We start from the raw sequence: 15,392 nt of genomic DNA, 5'->3' as shown, positions 1-15,392 counted from the left end.
CCATCGAGTCTATGGCTGGGGCCCGGCGCCCGCCCCGATCGGGCGAGCAGCGCAGCACGCTGCACAAACGCGTTTTTGTACTGGCCCGGGAATCCGCTAGAGTTCAACACGTCGCCGGGACGCGGAAGCGAAACGGAGACGCGGTTCCTCCCCGGACCTGGTCCGGAAAGGCGCCTGCGGACGTAGCTCAGTTGGTAGAGCACCACCTTGCCAAGGTGGATGTCGCGAGTTCGAGTCTCGTCGTCCGCTCGAAGTGGGGGATCTTCCCGACCCCCGCACTCCTGGTGGAGTGGCCGAGAGGCGAGGCAACGGCCTGCAAAGCCGTCTACACGGGTTCAAATCCCGTCTCCACCTCCAAGGACGATTAGCTCAGCGGGAGAGCGCTTCCCTGACACGGAAGAGGTCACTGGTTCAATCCCAGTATCGTCCACTGGTCCGCAAGGACCGAGCCCCCGGCCTTCGGGCAGGGCGGAACCCGCGCGATTAGCTCAGCGGGAGAGCGCTTCCCTGACACGGAAGAGGTCACTGGTTCAATCCCAGTATCGCGCACGCAGCACCCCGCGGCCCCGGCCGCGGTCCCGAGGACGATTAGCTCAGCGGGAGAGCGCTTCCCTGACACGGAAGAGGTCACTGGTTCAATCCCAGTATCGTCCACACCGTAAGGCCGAGGGCCGGAGCTTCTTGCTCCGGCCCTCGGTCGTTGTGGCGTCCCCGGAAACTGGTCCGTCAGGGCGCGGGCGGGGGCGTCCAGTTCGAGCCAGGGGGCGCCGTACGGACGTACGGGAAGACCGGTCGGCCGGACGGCCGGCCGGTCCGGGTCACAGTCGGGAGCGGGCGCCTGGGCCACGACACGCCCGCAGCGGACGAGGGTGGCGTCGGAGCGGGGGGCGGTGCGCGGGGCCGAGTTCGGCTTCGGGTCGGATCGGGGGCCGGGTCGGGCTCCGGAGTCGGCCCCGGACAGGCCGATGGCCGGGCATCTCCCCAGATGCCCGGCCACTCGTGCCGTCCGCCGCACCCCCGTCCCCACGGGGTTGTCGGCCGGAAGATCCCCCGTCCCGGGCCGCTCTCCCAGGACCGGGGCGCCTCAGCGCCCCAGCATTCCGGCCACGGACGACGCCTGTGTCATGACGGCTTCCCAGCCGCCGAACACCACGGCGAGCAGGACCGCCAGCGGCAGCACCATGGCCACCGCGACGAGCGGATGGCGGGTGCCTGAACGCCGCCCGCCGAACGCCGAGGCGGCCCTGCGCCCTTGCGTGCGGACGGCCGTGCGCCCGAAGCTCTCTGCCATCGTCCCGCTCCCCGTCGAATTGGGGCGGCGGGCGTCTGACCTCGGGGGACGAGTGCGTTCGCCCGCCGCTTGCACCCAACATTAGGGAACCGGCGGGCCCCGGTCGTCATGCCGTCGTACCGATTGGACGGCCTCCGGGAGGATGACGGTACGCCGCGCCGCGTACTCCCCTGGGTGGAGACCTCGCCCCGGAACCCCGGGTCATCCCGGAGGGGACGCTCCCCCGGCGGCCGCCTCGGACGCCTCGGCCCGCGGAACGGGGTGCTCGACCAGGGCCAGCACCCGGCTGGCCATGAACCGGGCCGTCCGCACCACCGTGCCACTGCGGGTGACTTCGCTCACTTCCACCACTCCCCTGCGCACCGCCGTCTCGACCCTGCGGCCCGCTCTGCTCGCCACCACTTCGTACGTCCGGGTCGTGTCCCCGGCGTCCACGACGATCTCGACTCGGTCACCCTTCACCGCGCCAATCCCCCTTCCGCGACGGATCATTGGGAGCACACGCGGCAGGCCGGGCCGCGCCGGGCCCGGATTCCTGCCGCTCTTTCAGGATCCCACCGTGCACTGACAATCCGGCTGCCGACTCATGCGCGGCCTATCAGCACAGCGAGCCGTCAATCCGTAAGCTGTGCCTCGTCAGACGGGACCGGGCAGCGGGGATGGACATGGCGATGATGCGGCTCCGGCGCGAGGACCCGCGTGTCGTCGGTTCGTACCGGCTGCACCGGCGGCTCGGCGCGGGTGGGATGGGCGTGGTCTATCTCGGCTCCGACAAGCGCGGGCAGCGGGTGGCGCTGAAGGTCATCCGGCCGGATCTGGCCGAGGACCAGGAGTTCCGGTCGCGGTTCGCCCGTGAGGTGTCGGCCGCGCGGCGGATCCGCGGCGGCTGTACGGCGCGACTGGTCGCCGCCGACCTCGACGCGGACCGGCCGTGGTTCGCCACGCAGTACGTCCCCGGGCCCTCGCTGCACGACAAGGTCAACGACGAGGGGCCGCTGTACCCGGCGCAGGTCGCCTCGATCGGTGCCGCGCTCTCCGAGGGCCTGCTGGCGGTGCACGACGCGGGCGTGGTCCACCGCGACCTGAAGCCGTCCAACATCCTGCTCTCCCCCAAGGGCCCGCGCATCATCGACTTCGGCATCGCGTGGGCCACCGGCGCGAGCACGCTCACCCACGTCGGTACGGCGGTCGGCTCGCCCGGGTTCCTCGCACCGGAGCAGGTGCGGGGCGCCGCGGTGACCCCGGCGACGGACATCTTCGCGCTCGGTGCCACGCTCGCGTACGCCTGCACGGCGGACTCCCCGTTCGGTCAGGGCAGTTCGGAGGTCATGCTCTACCGCGTCGTCCACGAGGAGGCGCACCTGGGCGGTGTTCCGGACGCGTTGGCGCCGCTGCTGGCGGCCTGTCTGGCCAAGGACCCGGCGGACCGGCCCTCCACGCTGTCGCTGTCGCTGCGGCTGAAGGAGATCGCCGCGCGGGAGGCGCAGGGCCTGGCGTTGCCGGGCGGATCCGGCGGCGAGGCGGTGTCCGGCGGGGCCGGGCGCGGGCGGGCCGGCCGTGGCCCGTCGTCCGAGCGCGGCGCGTCCGCGGACCGGGGGGCCGCGTCCGAGCGGAGCACTCCGGCCCGGGCCAGGCCCGTACGGCCGCAGGCCGACCGGCCGACCGGGAAGCGCGCGGAGGAGTACGCGCGCCAGCGGACGGAGCGGCGGGCGGCCGGCACGCCGACGCCGCGGCCGCAGGCGCCGCGCGGAGGGGCGCCGGGACGCGGGAGCGCACCGGGCCGGCCGCAGTCGGCCCCCGGGGCCGCTCCGGCGGGGCCTCAGGGGGATGCCGCGCCGAAGCCCCGTGGTGGCCGGCGGCCGTCCGTACCGGGGGCGCGTACCTCGGGACGGAACGGTTCTCGTCCGGCGCGCGCGCCTCGCACGGGGGCGCGGACGTCGCCCGGCGGGCGCAGGCCGGGGCCCGACCGGCGGTTGCTGCGCCAGCGGATCATCGTGTTCATCACGGTGACGCTGCTGGTCGCGTTGGGAATCGCGGCGGCACAAGGGTGTCAGGGGCCGGCCCGGGGGATGGGGGCCGAGCGGGCCGTGGTGACATCCTCGGCCGCTGAGCCGTCGGCGGGGTCGTCGGCAGGGCCCTGGCGGGGTTGATCTCGCCAACGGGAGCCTGACGACGGGGCCTACCGGAGCCTGACGGGGCTTGACGGGGCCAGCCGGAGCCTGTCAGGGCCTACCGGCACCTACCGAGGCTCATCGGGTGGACACGCCGCCCGTTTCCCCCCGCCCCGCCGTCACCGCGTAGAACGCCACCGCTGCCGCCGCCCCCACGTTGAGGGAGTCGACGTCGTGGGCCATCGGGATGCGGACCCAGGCGTCGGCGGCCCGTAGGGCCTGCGGGGTGAGGCCGTCGCCTTCGGCGCCGAGCAGCAGGGCCGCGCGGTCCAGGCGGTGGGGTGCCACCTCGTCCAGGGGGACCGCCTTGGCGTCCGGGGTGAGGGCCAGGAGGGGGAAGCCTGCCGCGCGGACCGTTTCGAGGTCGCGGGGCCAGTTCTCCAGGCGGGCGTACGGGACGGCGAAGACCGCGCCCATGGAGACCTTCACCGAGCGTCGGTAGAGGGGGTCGGCGCAGTCCGGGGAGAGCAGGACGGCGTCCATGCCGAGGGCGGCGGCGCTGCGGAAGATGGCGCCGATGTTGGTGTGGTCGTTCACGGCTTCCATGACCGCGATCCGGCGGGTGCCGGGGCGGGCCAGGAGTTCGGCGGCCGTCGGCAGGGGTTTGCGGGCCATGGACGCCAGGGCCCCGCGGTGGACGTGGTAGCCCGTCACGCGTTCGGCGAGGGCCGGGCTGACCACGTAGACGGGGGCCGGGACCTCGTCGATGACGTCGCGCATGACGTCGACCCACTTGGCGGACAGCAGCATCGAGCGCATCGCGTAACCGGCGTGCTCGGCGCGTCGGATGACCTTCTCGCCCTCCGCGATGAACAGGCCCTCGGCCGGTTCGCGGCGGCGTCGCAGTTCGACGTCGGTCAGGCCGGTGTAGTCGCTCAGCCGCGGGTCGTCCGGGTCGTCGACGGTGATGATCTCAGCCACGGGATGGGGTGCCTTGTCCGTGCGGGCCGGCGAAAGGTTTCGCGGGTCAGGGGGCGGGGTTCACGGCGACGACGTCGCCGATGACGATGACGGCGGGCGGGCGGATGCCCTCGGCCCGTACCGTCTCGCCGAGGGTGCCGAGGGTGGCGTCCACCCGGCGCTGGGCCGCCGTGGTGCCTTCCTGGACGACGGCGACGGGGGTGTCGGCGCCGCGTCCGTGGGCGATGAGCGTGGCGGCGATGGCGCCGCTGTTCTCGACGCCCATGAGGACGACGACGGTGCCGCGCAGGCGGGCGAGGGCGGACCAGTCGACGGTGGAGCGCTCGTCGTCGGGCGCGACATGGCCGCTGACGACGGTGAACTCCTGGGCGACGCCGCGGTGGGTGACGGGGACGCCGGCGGCGGAGGGCACGCTGATGGAGCTGGAGATGCCGGGGACGACGGTGCAGGGGATGCCGGCCTCGGCGAGGGCCTGGAGCTCTTCCATGCCGCGGCCGAAGACGTACGGGTCGCCGCCCTTGAGGCGGACCACGGTCTTTCCGGCGCGGGCGTGCTCGATCAGGGCGTTGTTGATGGCCTCCTGGGCCATGAACCGGCCGTACGGGATCTTCGCGGCGTCGATGACCTCGACGTGCGGCGGGAGTTCGGCGAGCAGGTCGCGGGGGCCGAGCCGGTCGGCGATGACCACGTCGGCCTCGGCGAGCAGGCGGCGGCCGCGCACGGTGATCAGGTCGGGGTCGCCGGGGCCGCCGCCGACCAGGGCGACGCCGGTGGCCCGGGCGCGGTGGTGCGGGGCGGCGAGGGTCCCGTCGCGCAGGCCCTCGACGATGGCGTCCCGTACGGCGGCGGAGCGGCGCGGGTCCCGGCCGGTGAGGACCGCGACGGTGACGCCCTCGCTGCGGCCGGTGGCCGGGGTCCAGGCGGTGGCGGCCTCCGCGTCGTCGGAGCGGACGCACCACACGCGGCGGTCCTCGGCCTCCTGGGAGGCGGCCGTGTTGGCTTCGGGGTCGTCGGTGGAGATGAGCGCGTACCAGGCGTCCGCGAGGTCCCCGGGCTCGTACCGGCGGCGCTCCCAACGGATCTCACCGGTGTCGGCCATCGCCTCGACGGACGGCTTGGCGGACGGGGAGATCAGCAGGACGTCGGCGCCGGCGGCGACCAGGGAGGGCAGGCGACGCTGGGCGACCTGGCCGCCGCCGAGGACGACCACGCGGCGGCCGGACAGGCGCAGTCCGACGGGGTAGGCGGCGTGTTCGGCGTGCTCGGCCATGACGGTACGGCTCCTTGTGCGGTGGCGCGGGGCGCGTGGTGCGGGCAGCGCTCGCGGGCGGGGGAACGGGGACGCGTTCGCCGCTACGGCGCTGGAGCGGCTGGCGGGCGGGGCGGCTCAGCCCCGGGGTTCCGTACCTGGTGAGAGGGTACGGGCCCGGCCCACAGCCTATGTGGCTGCGGGCCGGGGGTCATGCTCGGGCACCGGTACGGGACCGATGCCGGTGGGTCAGCTCTTCTCCGTGACTCCGGCGGAGTCGAAGGTGGCGACCTCGTGCATGGCGCGGGCGGCGCTCTGCACGACGGGCAGCGCCAGCAGGGCGCCGGTGCCCTCGCCGAGCCGCAGGTCGAGGTCGACCAGCGGGCGCAGTCCGAGCTTGTTGAGCGCGGCGACGTGGCCGGGCTCGGCGCTGCGGTGGCCGGCGATGCAGGCGGCCAGCGCCTCGGGGGCGATGGCGCGGGCCACCAGGGCGGCCGCTCCGGCGCTGACACCGTCCAGGATGACCGGCGTACGCAGCGAGGCGCCGCCGAGGATCAGGCCGGCCATCGCCGCGTGCTCCAGGCCGCCGACCGCGGCGAGGACGCCGATGGGGTCGCCGGGGTCGGGCCGGTGCAGTTCCAGGCCGCGGCGGACCACGTCGACCTTGCGGGCGTGCGTCTCGTCGTTGATGCCGGTCCCGCGGCCGGTGACCTCGGCGGGGTCGGTCTCGGTGTAGACGGAGATCAGGGCGGCCGAGGTGGTGGTGTTGGCGATGCCCATCTCGCCGGTGATCAGGGCCTTGTTGCCGGCGGCCACCAGGTCGCGGGCGGTCTCGATGCCCACTTCGAGGGCGCGCAGCACCTCTTCGTGGCTCATCGCGGGCCCGACGGTGAAGTCGGCGGTGCCCGGCCGGATCTTGCGCGGCAGCAGGCCGGGGGTGGTCGGCAGGTCGGCGGCCACGCCCACGTCCACGACGCAGACCTCGGCGCCCACCTGGTTGGCGAAGGCGTTGCAGACCGCGCCGCCGCCCAGGAAGTTGGCGACCATCTGCGCGGTCACCTCCTGGGGCCAGGGGGTGACGCCCTGGGCGTGCACGCCGTGGTCGCCCGCGAAGACGGCGACGGCAGCCGGTTCCGGGATCGGCGGCGGGCACTTGCGGGACAGGCCGCAGAGCTGCGCGGAGATGATCTCCAGCATGCCGAGGGCGCCCGCGGGCTTGGTCATCCGCTTCTGGCGCTCCCACGCCTCGCCGAGCGCCTTGGCGTCCAGCGGGCGGATGCCCTGGAGGGTTTCCTGGAGGAGGTCGGCGGGTGCCTCGCCGGGCAGGGCGCGGCGGCCGTACGTCTCCTCGTGGACGACCCAGGACAGCGGGCGGCGCTTGGCCCAGCCGGCCTGCATCAGCTCGGGCTCGTCGGGGAACTCGTCGACGAATCCGACGCAGAGGTACGCGACGACCTCCAGGTGGTCGGGCAGGCCCAGTTCGCGGACCATCTCGCGCTCGTCGAAGAAGCTGACCCAGCCGACGCCCAGGCCCTCGGCGCGGGCCGCCAGCCACAGGTTCTCCACCGCGAGGGCGGAGCTGTACGGGGCCATCTGGGGCTGGGTGTGGCGGCCGAGGGTGTGCCGGCCGCCACGGGTCGCGTCGGCGGTCACCACGATGTTGACCGGCGTTTCGAGGATGGCCTCGATCTTCAGCTCGCGGAACTGCTTGGCGCGGGCCTTGGGCAGCGACTTCGCGTACGCCTCGCGCTGCGCCGAGGCGAGCTGGTGCATCCGCTCCCGGGTCTCCTGCGAGCGGATGACGACGAAGTCCCAGGGCTGGGAGTGGCCGACGCTGGGGGCGGTGTGGGCCGCCTCCAGGACGCGCAGCAACACCTCGTTGGGGATGGGGTCGGGACGGAAGCCGTTGCGGATGTCGCGGCGTTCGCGCATGACGCGGTGCACGGCGGCCCGCTCGGAGTCGTCGTAGCCGGTGGCCGGAGGCGTCGTGGGCGCGGCGGTGTCGGGCCCGGGTTCCGCGCCGGCTTCGGGGCCGGCTTCCGCGGCGGGGGCCTCGGTGGGCTGCTCCTGGTGAGCGTCCGCCGGGGCAGCCGTGGCGTCGGGAGCGTGCACCGTGTCCTTACCGTCGCCCTCCTGGACGTCACCGTCCTGGACGTCGCCGTCCTGGTCCTCGCCGAGCTGGACGAGTTCGGAGGCGTCCTGCTCCGGGGCCGGCCGGTCGGCGGCATCCTCCGGCGCCTCGGCCCGGACGGCCTCGGCTGCGGGCGTCTGGGCTTCCTCCGCCACCGGGGCGGCCGGAGCGTGCGCGGCGGCCGGGGCCGTCGCCTCGGGGCCCTGTGCCTCGGGGGTCCGCTGCTCCGGGACGACCGGGATGGCGGCCTGCCCGGCGTCCGTGGGCACGGCCTCGGCGGCCGGGGCCTGCGCGGCGGCGGCCGGAGCCGCCGCGGGCACGCCGGCCTGCTGCTCGGCGACCGCCTCCGGTGCGGCCGGTGCCGCGTCGGCTGCCTGCGGCTGCGGCTCTCCGCCCGGGGCGACGGCCTCCTGCGGTACGTCGGTGACGGGCACGGCGGCCTGCTCCTGCTCCGGTACGGTCTGGTCCTGCTCCCGTACGGCTTGGTCCTGCTCCGGGACGGCTTGGTCCTGCTCCCGTACGACCTGGTCCTGCTCCGGTACGGCTTGGTCCTGCTTCCGTACGACCTGGTCCTGCTCCGGTGCGGCCGGGGCGGCCTCGGCCTCCACGGGGGCCGCGGGGTCTTCCGCGCCGGGCGCGTCGGGAGCCGTCCCGACCGTGGCTTCCCGGTCCTCGGCGGCGCTCTCCGTCTGCTCGGCGGCCGGGGCGGCCGTCTCCTGGGCTGCCGCGGGCGTCCCGGCAGGGGCGGCCGGTGCCTCTTCGGCGACCTGTATGGGCTGCGGCACCTGGGCCGGTGCCGCGGGCTGCGGGCCGTCGGCCGTGCCCGTGGCGTGCGTCGTCACGCCTGCGCCGGTCACGTCCTGGACCGCCTCTCCCGGCTGCGTGCCCCCGGCTTCGGGGGCCGGCTGCTCGGCCGGTACAGGCTGCTCGGCGGGCGCGGTCTCGTCGGCCGGTGCCTGCTGTTCCGCCACCGCGGGCTCGGCCGTCACGGCTTCCGCCACCACGGGCTCCTCCGCCACGGCCTCCGCCGCCTGCTCGCTGCCGTCGGCGGCCGCCTGCGACGTGACCTCCGGGGCGGCCTCCGGCGCGCCCTCGGCGCCTTCCGGAGCGGGCTCCGGCTGCGCTGCCGGGGCAGCGGCTTCGGCCGGCTCCGCCTGGGCCTCGGCCGGCTCCGTCGTCACGTCGGCCGCCACATCGGCCGTCGTCACATCGGTCACCGCAGCCTCCTCAGCACCGCGATCGACCGATTCTGCAGCCGCGACGGCGTCCGGGACCGGAGCCTCGACCGCGTCCGGAGCCGGTGCCGTCCCGGCGGCCGTGGCCGCGTCCGGAGCGGCCTGCACCGCGACGGCGGCCTGTGCCGCGACCGGCGCCACCGGGGCCGCCTGCGCCGGAGCACTGTCCCAGAAGGGAACCTGCGCGGGCGTCTGTACGGGGATCTCGCCGAGCTGCGGCCCGGGCAGCGGTGCCGTGCCGGGCGCCGCGTAGGCCTCGGCGGGCGCCTGCTGCGCGGCGGGGGCGGCGGCAGGGGCTTCCGGCTGCTGCCCGCCCTCCTCGACGTCCAGGTACTCGGGGCCGGTCGTCGGCGGGCCGGGGTTGCCGCGCACCGGAGTGCTCGGCGGCGCGCCGGCCGGGCCGCGGTCGGCGAGCGAGCGGACCACGCCGCCGCTCGCGTCGGGCACCGGCGGGCCCATGTGCAGGGGGCGGCGCGGCGGCGCGGGGGCCTGTTGCGGCGCGGCGGGCGGCGGTACGCGTACGCCGCCCAGGTCGACGGAGGCCGAGTCGCGGCCGCCGCTCTCGTGGTCGCCGGCCTCCGGCGGCACCGGCTCGTACGCCATGGCGCCGAGCGGCGCGGAGTCGTACGGACCGGCCTGCTCGGGCACGGTCTGCCCGGGCGCCCCTTGCGACGGCTGGGCCTGCTGCGGGTACTGCGGCTGGTGGTGCTGCTGCTCGCTGCCCCACGCGCCCTGGGCGCCCGGCATCAGCAGCAGGTCGTCGTCCTCGGTGCCCGCGTCGGCGGGGTCCAGGAAGGTGTACGCGTCGGGCGCCTGGGGCGTCCCCGGCGGCTGCGTCGGGCCGGCATCGGCAGGCGGGGGAACGGCCGCCGGCTGCGGCTGTCCGGGCTGTGCGCCTGCGTTCTCCGGCAGTCCCTCGCCCGGGACCTGGCCGGTGTCGGTCATGCGTACCCCTCGCCCATTGGTAGTGCTCCTTCCAACCGCTCGTGCGACGCGCTCCACCGCGGCGCGCCGACCGCCCCTATAGCTAGAACGAGCGAGCGCGCCTCGCGGCACGTCCGCCCTTGAGTGCTTCATTTACGGCCAAAACCACAGCATGTTCCGGATATTGGCGTACGAAACCGAACGTGGGGCGGCGGCGCAACGATCCGCCAGCCTACCCCGCGCCGGTTGCGGAGCGGGTCACGGGTGAGCAACCCGGTAGCCGCTGAGCAGGAAGACGACGGCGCGTTCCCGCTCGACCCAGGCGGAGGTGTCCAGTTCGACGGACTGGAGCAGCGCGCACTCGGTCTCGTAGCCGCCGTCGGCCAGCGCGCGGCCGATCGCCTCGGCCTCGTCGCGGGTCGACGCGTGCGTCACGATGCGCTCGGGCCGGCGGGCGGCGCAGGCGGTGACCACCGCCGCTCCCCCGCCGCCGACCCGTACGACGTCCGGTTCCGGGAGGTCCTCCAGCACCTGGGGCGCCCGCCCCTGGACGACCTGGAGCTGGACGCCGTACCGGCGGGCGACCGCAGCGGTGCGCTCGCAGGCGTCCGGGGCGGCGTCCACGGCGATGACGGCGGCGCCGAAGCGCGCGGCCTCGACGGCGGCGGCGCCGCTGCCCGCGCCGATGTCCCAGACGAGGTCCCCGGGCCGGGGCCCGAGGCGGGCGAGCTGGGCACTGCGCAGCTGGACGGATTCCCCCTCGTCCAGGACGCCGCCGTACGCCTGTGCGGGCAGTCCCCAGCCGCGCGGCGGCGTCGGGTAGGCGACGTCGCGCCCCGCCAGCCAGCCGCTGCCCTGGGTGGCGGCGTTGGCCCCGCCGACGACGATGACGACGTTGGGGTCGCGCCAGACGTGGTCGGCGACCTTGTCGGAGGTGAGGACCGTCACCTGCTCACGCCCGGTGCCCAGTTCCTCGCAGATGACGAAGGTGCGGTGGACGCCGTCCAGCAGCAGGGCGAGTTCGGCGGGGCCGGCGCCGGGCGCGGTGAGCACCGCCACCTTGGTGTGCGCGCGGCAGACGTTGACCGCCCGTCGCAGGTCGCGGCTGTGGGCGACGACGATCTGGGCGTCGTCCCAGGGCATCCCGGCGCGGGCGAAGGCGGCCGCGACGGACGAGACGGCGGGCACCACCTCGACCTCCAGGCCGTGCTCGGGTGCCCGCAGGGTCCGTACGACACCGAAGAAGCCGGGGTCGCCGTCGGCGAGGACCACGGCGGTGCCGCGGTGCTGGGCGATGCGGCGGGCGGCCAGTCCCACGCTGCCCAGCCGGATGTGTTCGGCGTGCGGGGGCACTTCGGGCAGGGCGAGATGGTGGGCGGCGCCGGCCACCAGGGTCGCCGCGCCGAGGGCGGAGCGGGCGGCGGCGGTCAACGGCGAACCGTCCCACCCGATCACCGTGACCCGGTCGGCCATCGTCGTCAGTCTCCTGAACTTCGCTTGCTACGGAACAGGGCGGGGCAATACGGGACAGCGCTGCGGAACACTGAACTCTCGCGGACACACCGGGCGTCTCGCGCGGCGGCGGTCAGCCGGTCACGGCGTCCGGCGGGCAGGCCGAGACTACCCCGAGAGGTCCGGACCACAGCGAGGCGGGCCGGGGTACCGGTGGCCGGAACCGCCCGGTCGCGCGGGCCGGCGGCGCGGGCGCCGGGCCGTTCCCGCCGCGCGGGGCCCGGCGGCGCGGGTCAGTTCCACTCGGGGTAGGCGAAGCCGTTGGCGTCGGCCATCCGGCCCGGTACGCCGTCGAGGTCCTCGGGCAGCAGGCTCCACACGATCAGGTCCGTACGGATGTCCGCCCAGCCGCCGTCCTCGGTGCGCGAGCGGGCTATCCAGGCGTTGCGCAGCACGCCCTCGCTGATGCAGCCGACCTTCTGGGCCACCTGCTGGGCGGCGGTGTTGTCGGCGGCGGTGCGCAGCTCGACCCGTTCGAACTTCTGGTCCCTGAAGAGCCACTGCGCGACGGCGAGGACGGATTCGCAGGCGTAGCCCTCGCCGCGCGCCCAGGGGGCGGTGACGTAGGCGACCTCGGTGCTCAGGATGCGCCAGTCGGTGTGGTCGAGTTCGACCGTGCCGACCAGGCGCTGGGTGAGGAACTCGGTGACGGCGAAGGCGATGCCGCGGCCTTCGGTGCGGACCGCGGCGGACCGGCGGGTGGCCCAGTCACGGGCGGTGTCGGTGGTGTACGGCTGCGGCCGCGCGGTCCAGGCGGCGGTCAGCTCGTCGTTCATCATCTCGGTGAGCGCGGGCACGTCGGCCTCTTCGAACGGGCGAAGCACCAACCGATCCGTGCTGATGGAGATGTCCGGAAAGGTGGATGTCATGCCGCTGCTCCAACGCCGTTGACCGTGCTGCTCCGAAGTTCGGGCCCTGTTGACCGTCTTGAGTGCACCAGGATGCAGCATCCGACCGGGGATGTGCCACGCACGCGGGCCCCGGCGGCGCACAGAGCGCGTCCGGGGCCCGTCGGCTGCCAGGCTCAGCCGTCCCTACGGTGCTGACCTGCGGTGACGGCGATCAGCTCTGGGGCGCGCCGAAGGCCGGGAGCACCGAGCCGTCGGTGTACTTGTCCTCGATGAACTTCTTGACCTCGGGCGAGTTCAGCAACTTCGCCAGCTTCTTGACCCGCGGGTCGTCCTCGTTGCCCTTCTTGACGGCCAGGAAGTTGGCGTACGGGTTGCCCTCGGCCTTCTCCAGGGCGAGCGCGTCGGTGGAGGGCTTGAGCTGGGCGCCGATGGCGAAGTTGCCGTTGATGACGGCGGCGTCCACGTCGGCGAGGCGCGGCGCGACCTGTCCGGCCTCCAGCTCGGTGAGCTTGATGCCCTTGGCGTCCTCGACGTCGGTCAGCTTCGCGTCGGCGCCGACGCCCTTCTTGAGGGTGATGACGCCGTTGTCGGCGAGCAGCTTGAGCGCGCGGCCCTCGTTGGAGGGGTCGTTCGGCACGGAGACGGTGTTGCCGGCGGTCAGCTCGGAGAGCTTCCCGACCTTCTTCGAGTAGACGCCGAGCGGCTCGATGGCCACGTTGACGACCGGCACGACGTGGGTGCCGTTCTTCTTGTTGTAGGTGTCGAGGAACGGCTTGTGCTGGAAGAAGTTCGCGTCGACCTGGCCGTCCTCGGTGACCTTGTTCGGCAGGTTGTAGTCGTTGAACTCCTTCACCTCCAGCGTGAGCCCTTCCTTCGCCGCGAGCTTGTCGCGGACGAAGTTGAGGATCGCCCCGTGCGGGGTGGGGCTGGCGGCGACGGTCAGCGGCGCGCTGCTGTCCGCCTTCTTTCCTCCGGAGGAGGAGACGTCGGAGGGCGCGCTGCAGGCGCTCGCGCCGAGGGCGACGGCTGCCGCGGCGACGGCGGCCACGGTGATGTTGCGGGTGGTACGCACGAAGAGTGCCCCTATCTCGGTTTCTCGGTCGCGCGGGGCCGACGGCTCCGCGCGGGGTGCGCCCGGCAAAGGGTCCGGGCTCAAGAGGGTCCGCCGGACCCGGTCTCAGACGCCGACGCGCTCCTTCGGGGCGTCGGCGGGTGCGGCCCCGTCGGGCTGCCCGGCGGCAGCGGCCGGGGCGGGTGCCTTGCGCAGTCCGACGCGTACGGAGGAGGAGCCGCGGCTGCCGCGGCGGGCCAGCCTGCGCACGATCAGGTCGCCGAGCAGCTGGACGGCGATGACCAGGACGATCAGCAGCACGATGGTGATGATCATGAGGTTGGTCTCGTACTGGAGGTAGCCGTAGGTGTAGGCCAGGTTGCCCAGGCCGCCGCCGCCCACCGCGCCGGCGATGGCGGAGTAGCCGATCAGCGTGATGACGGTGGTGGTCACGGCCGCGACCAGCGCGGGCAGCGCCTGCGGGAGCAGCACCTTGAAGACGATCGTCCAGGTGCCGCCGCCCATCGACTGGGCGGCCTCGACCAGCCCGTGGTCGACCTCGCGCAGCGCGGCCTCGACGAGCCGGGCGAAGAACGGGATGGCGGCGATGACCAGGGGCACCACCGCGCCCGTCGGGCCGATGGAGACGCCGACGAGCAGGCGCGTGAAGGGGATCAGCGCGACCATCAGGATCAGGAAGGGGAAGGACCGGCCGATGTTCACCACCGCGCCGATGATCTTGTTGACCACGACGTTCTGCAGGATGCCGCCGCGGTCGGTCAGGATCAGCAGGACACCGAGCGGGATGCCGAACAGGACGGCGTAGAACGTCGACCACCACACCATGAAGAGCGTGTCGAGCGTGTTGTTGTACAGCAGCGGCTGCATCTGCGACCAGGTCACTTGGCACCTTCCTTCACCAGCGCGCCGGCGGGCGCCGTCGTCGCGGGCTCGGCCGGGTCGCCGGCCACGTCCACCTGGAGACCCTGCTCGCGCAGGAAGCCGATGGGTACGACGTTCTCCTCGAAGCGCCCGGGCAGCTCGATGCGCATCCGGCCGATCTGCTTGCCGCCGACGGTGTCCATGGCGGCGCCGAGGATGGAGATGTCCACGTTGTACGTACGGGACAGCTCGGAGATCACCGGGCGGGTGGCGGCCTCGCCGTGGAAGGTGACGTCCACGACGGTCCGGTCCGGTCCGGAGGGCTCGCCGCCGACCGGGAACAGCTCGCGGGCCAGCTCGGAGCCGGGGGTGGCGAGCAGTTCCGAGACGGTGCCCTGCTCGACGACGCGGCCGTTCTTCATCAGCGCGGCCGAGTCGCAGATCGTCTTGACCACGTCCATCTCGTGTGTGATCAGCAGCACGGTCAGGCCGAGCTGGCGGTTGAGATCGCGCAGCAGCTGGAGGATGGAGCGGGTGGTCTCCGGGTCCAGGGCGCTGGTGGCCTCGTCGGAGAGCAGCACCTTGGGGTCGCCGGCCAGGGCGCGGGCGATGCCGACGCGCTGCTTCTGGCCGCCGGAGAGCTGGGCGGGGTACGCCTTGGCCTTGTCGGCGAGGCCGACGAGGTCGAGCAGTTCCAGCGCCTTGCGGGAGCGCTCGCGGCGGTCGACCTTGAGGATCTCCAGCGGCAGCTCGATGTTGTCCTGGACGGTGCGCGAGGACAGCAGGTTGAAGTGCTGGAAGACCATGCCGATGCGGCTGCGCGCGGCACGCAGCGCGGCGTTGGCGCGCTGTCCGTTTCCGGCCAGCGAGGTCAGCTCCTGGCCGGCGACGGTGACCGTGCCGGAGGTGGGGCGCTCCAGGAGGTTGACGCAGCGGATGAGGGTGGATTTTCCGGCGCCGCTCTGGCCGATGACGCCGTACACCTCGCCCTCGCGGACGTGCAGATCGACGCCGTCCAGGGCGGTGACTTCGCGGTCTCCTGAGCGGTAGACCTTGGTCAGGCCCGTTGTGGTGATCACTGGGAATTCCGTCACTGTCGTGTGCCGGGCGGCTCGCCCGCCGGGCACGGGGCATTCATTGCGGAGTGCGGCATGGGGGACCCGGAGGGCGCGGT

Annotated in this window: 11 protein-coding genes and 5 tRNA genes; 6 read left to right on the top strand and 10 right to left on the bottom strand. The window is 74.0% G+C overall.

The window, feature by feature from the left end; genetic code table 11:
* Positions 1-176 precede the first annotated feature (176 nt).
* From ACZ4QV_RS15420 to ACZ4QV_RS15400, 5 genes are all read left to right on the top strand, one after another.
* Positions 177-249, top strand: a tRNA-Gly gene (locus ACZ4QV_RS15420).
* Between the two features lie 34 nt (positions 250-283).
* Positions 284-357 (top strand) — tRNA-Cys (locus ACZ4QV_RS15415).
* Between the two features lies 1 nt (position 358).
* Positions 359-430 (top strand) — tRNA-Val (locus tag ACZ4QV_RS15410).
* A 47-nt stretch (positions 431-477) separates the two neighbouring features.
* Positions 478-549 (top strand) — tRNA-Val (locus tag ACZ4QV_RS15405).
* 33 nt (positions 550-582) lie between these two features.
* Positions 583-654 (top strand) — tRNA-Val (locus ACZ4QV_RS15400).
* Positions 655-1,084: 430 nt separating this feature from the next.
* On the opposite strand, the gene ACZ4QV_RS15395 is transcribed toward ACZ4QV_RS15400, so the two are convergent.
* Both ACZ4QV_RS15395 and ACZ4QV_RS15390 read right to left on the bottom strand, forming a co-directional pair.
* Positions 1,085-1,291, bottom strand: coding sequence for a hypothetical protein (locus ACZ4QV_RS15395; RefSeq protein WP_467762967.1), 207 nt, complete (start codon positions 1,289-1,291; stop codon positions 1,085-1,087).
* A gap of 201 nt (positions 1,292-1,492) precedes the next feature.
* Positions 1,493-1,753 (bottom strand): hypothetical protein, encoded by a 261-nt coding sequence (locus tag ACZ4QV_RS15390; RefSeq protein WP_361156196.1) that lies wholly within the window; start codon positions 1,751-1,753, stop codon positions 1,493-1,495.
* A 203-nt stretch (positions 1,754-1,956) separates the two neighbouring features.
* Between ACZ4QV_RS15390 and ACZ4QV_RS15385 the strand changes: the two genes are divergently transcribed.
* Positions 1,957-3,441, top strand: a complete 1,485-nt coding sequence (locus ACZ4QV_RS15385; protein WP_467762966.1) for a serine/threonine-protein kinase — start codon at positions 1,957-1,959, stop codon at positions 3,439-3,441.
* 99 nt (positions 3,442-3,540) lie between these two features.
* Here ACZ4QV_RS15385 and ACZ4QV_RS15380 read toward each other — a convergent pair whose 3' ends face one another.
* The 8 genes from ACZ4QV_RS15380 to ACZ4QV_RS15345 all read right to left on the bottom strand — a co-directional run bounded on the left by ACZ4QV_RS15380 (position 3,541) and on the right by ACZ4QV_RS15345 (position 15,297).
* Entirely contained in the window at positions 3,541-4,383 is an 843-nt protein-coding gene (locus tag ACZ4QV_RS15380) for a TrmH family RNA methyltransferase (RefSeq protein ID WP_361589899.1), read from the bottom strand.
* A 46-nt stretch (positions 4,384-4,429) separates the two neighbouring features.
* Positions 4,430-5,653: a uroporphyrinogen-III C-methyltransferase gene (gene cobA, locus ACZ4QV_RS15375; protein WP_361589902.1), complete on the bottom strand. Its 1,224-nt coding sequence runs from the start codon at positions 5,651-5,653 to the stop codon at positions 4,430-4,432.
* A 228-nt stretch (positions 5,654-5,881) separates the two neighbouring features.
* Complete coding sequence (gene cobT, locus ACZ4QV_RS15370) at positions 5,882-9,943, bottom strand: nicotinate-nucleotide--dimethylbenzimidazole phosphoribosyltransferase (RefSeq protein ID WP_467762965.1); 4,062 nt, start codon at positions 9,941-9,943, stop codon at positions 5,882-5,884.
* Between the two features lie 237 nt (positions 9,944-10,180).
* Positions 10,181-11,395 (bottom strand): precorrin-6y C5,15-methyltransferase (decarboxylating) subunit CbiE, encoded by a 1,215-nt coding sequence (cbiE, locus tag ACZ4QV_RS15365; protein ID WP_361589908.1) that lies wholly within the window; start codon positions 11,393-11,395, stop codon positions 10,181-10,183.
* A gap of 272 nt (positions 11,396-11,667) precedes the next feature.
* The gene (locus ACZ4QV_RS15360; RefSeq protein WP_361156210.1) at positions 11,668-12,303 is read right to left on the bottom strand and encodes a GNAT family N-acetyltransferase; all 636 of its coding nucleotides are present in this window, start codon (positions 12,301-12,303) and stop codon (positions 11,668-11,670) included.
* 193 nt (positions 12,304-12,496) lie between these two features.
* On the bottom strand, positions 12,497-13,357 hold the full coding sequence (locus ACZ4QV_RS15355) for a MetQ/NlpA family ABC transporter substrate-binding protein (protein WP_361156213.1): 861 nt from the start codon (positions 13,355-13,357) through the stop codon (positions 12,497-12,499).
* Positions 13,358-13,462: 105 nt separating this feature from the next.
* Positions 13,463-14,239: a methionine ABC transporter permease gene (locus ACZ4QV_RS15350; protein ID WP_361156215.1), complete on the bottom strand. Its 777-nt coding sequence runs from the start codon at positions 14,237-14,239 to the stop codon at positions 13,463-13,465.
* Complete coding sequence (locus tag ACZ4QV_RS15345; protein ID WP_361156218.1) at positions 14,236-15,297, bottom strand: methionine ABC transporter ATP-binding protein; 1,062 nt, start codon at positions 15,295-15,297, stop codon at positions 14,236-14,238. The genes ACZ4QV_RS15350 and ACZ4QV_RS15345 overlap by 4 nt, the downstream gene beginning before the upstream one ends.
* Positions 15,298-15,392 lie beyond the last annotated feature (95 nt).

It is taken from the genome of Streptomyces sp. NPDC026394, assembly GCF_055567735.1.
This window is presented reverse-complemented; position numbering and strand designations above follow the sequence as displayed.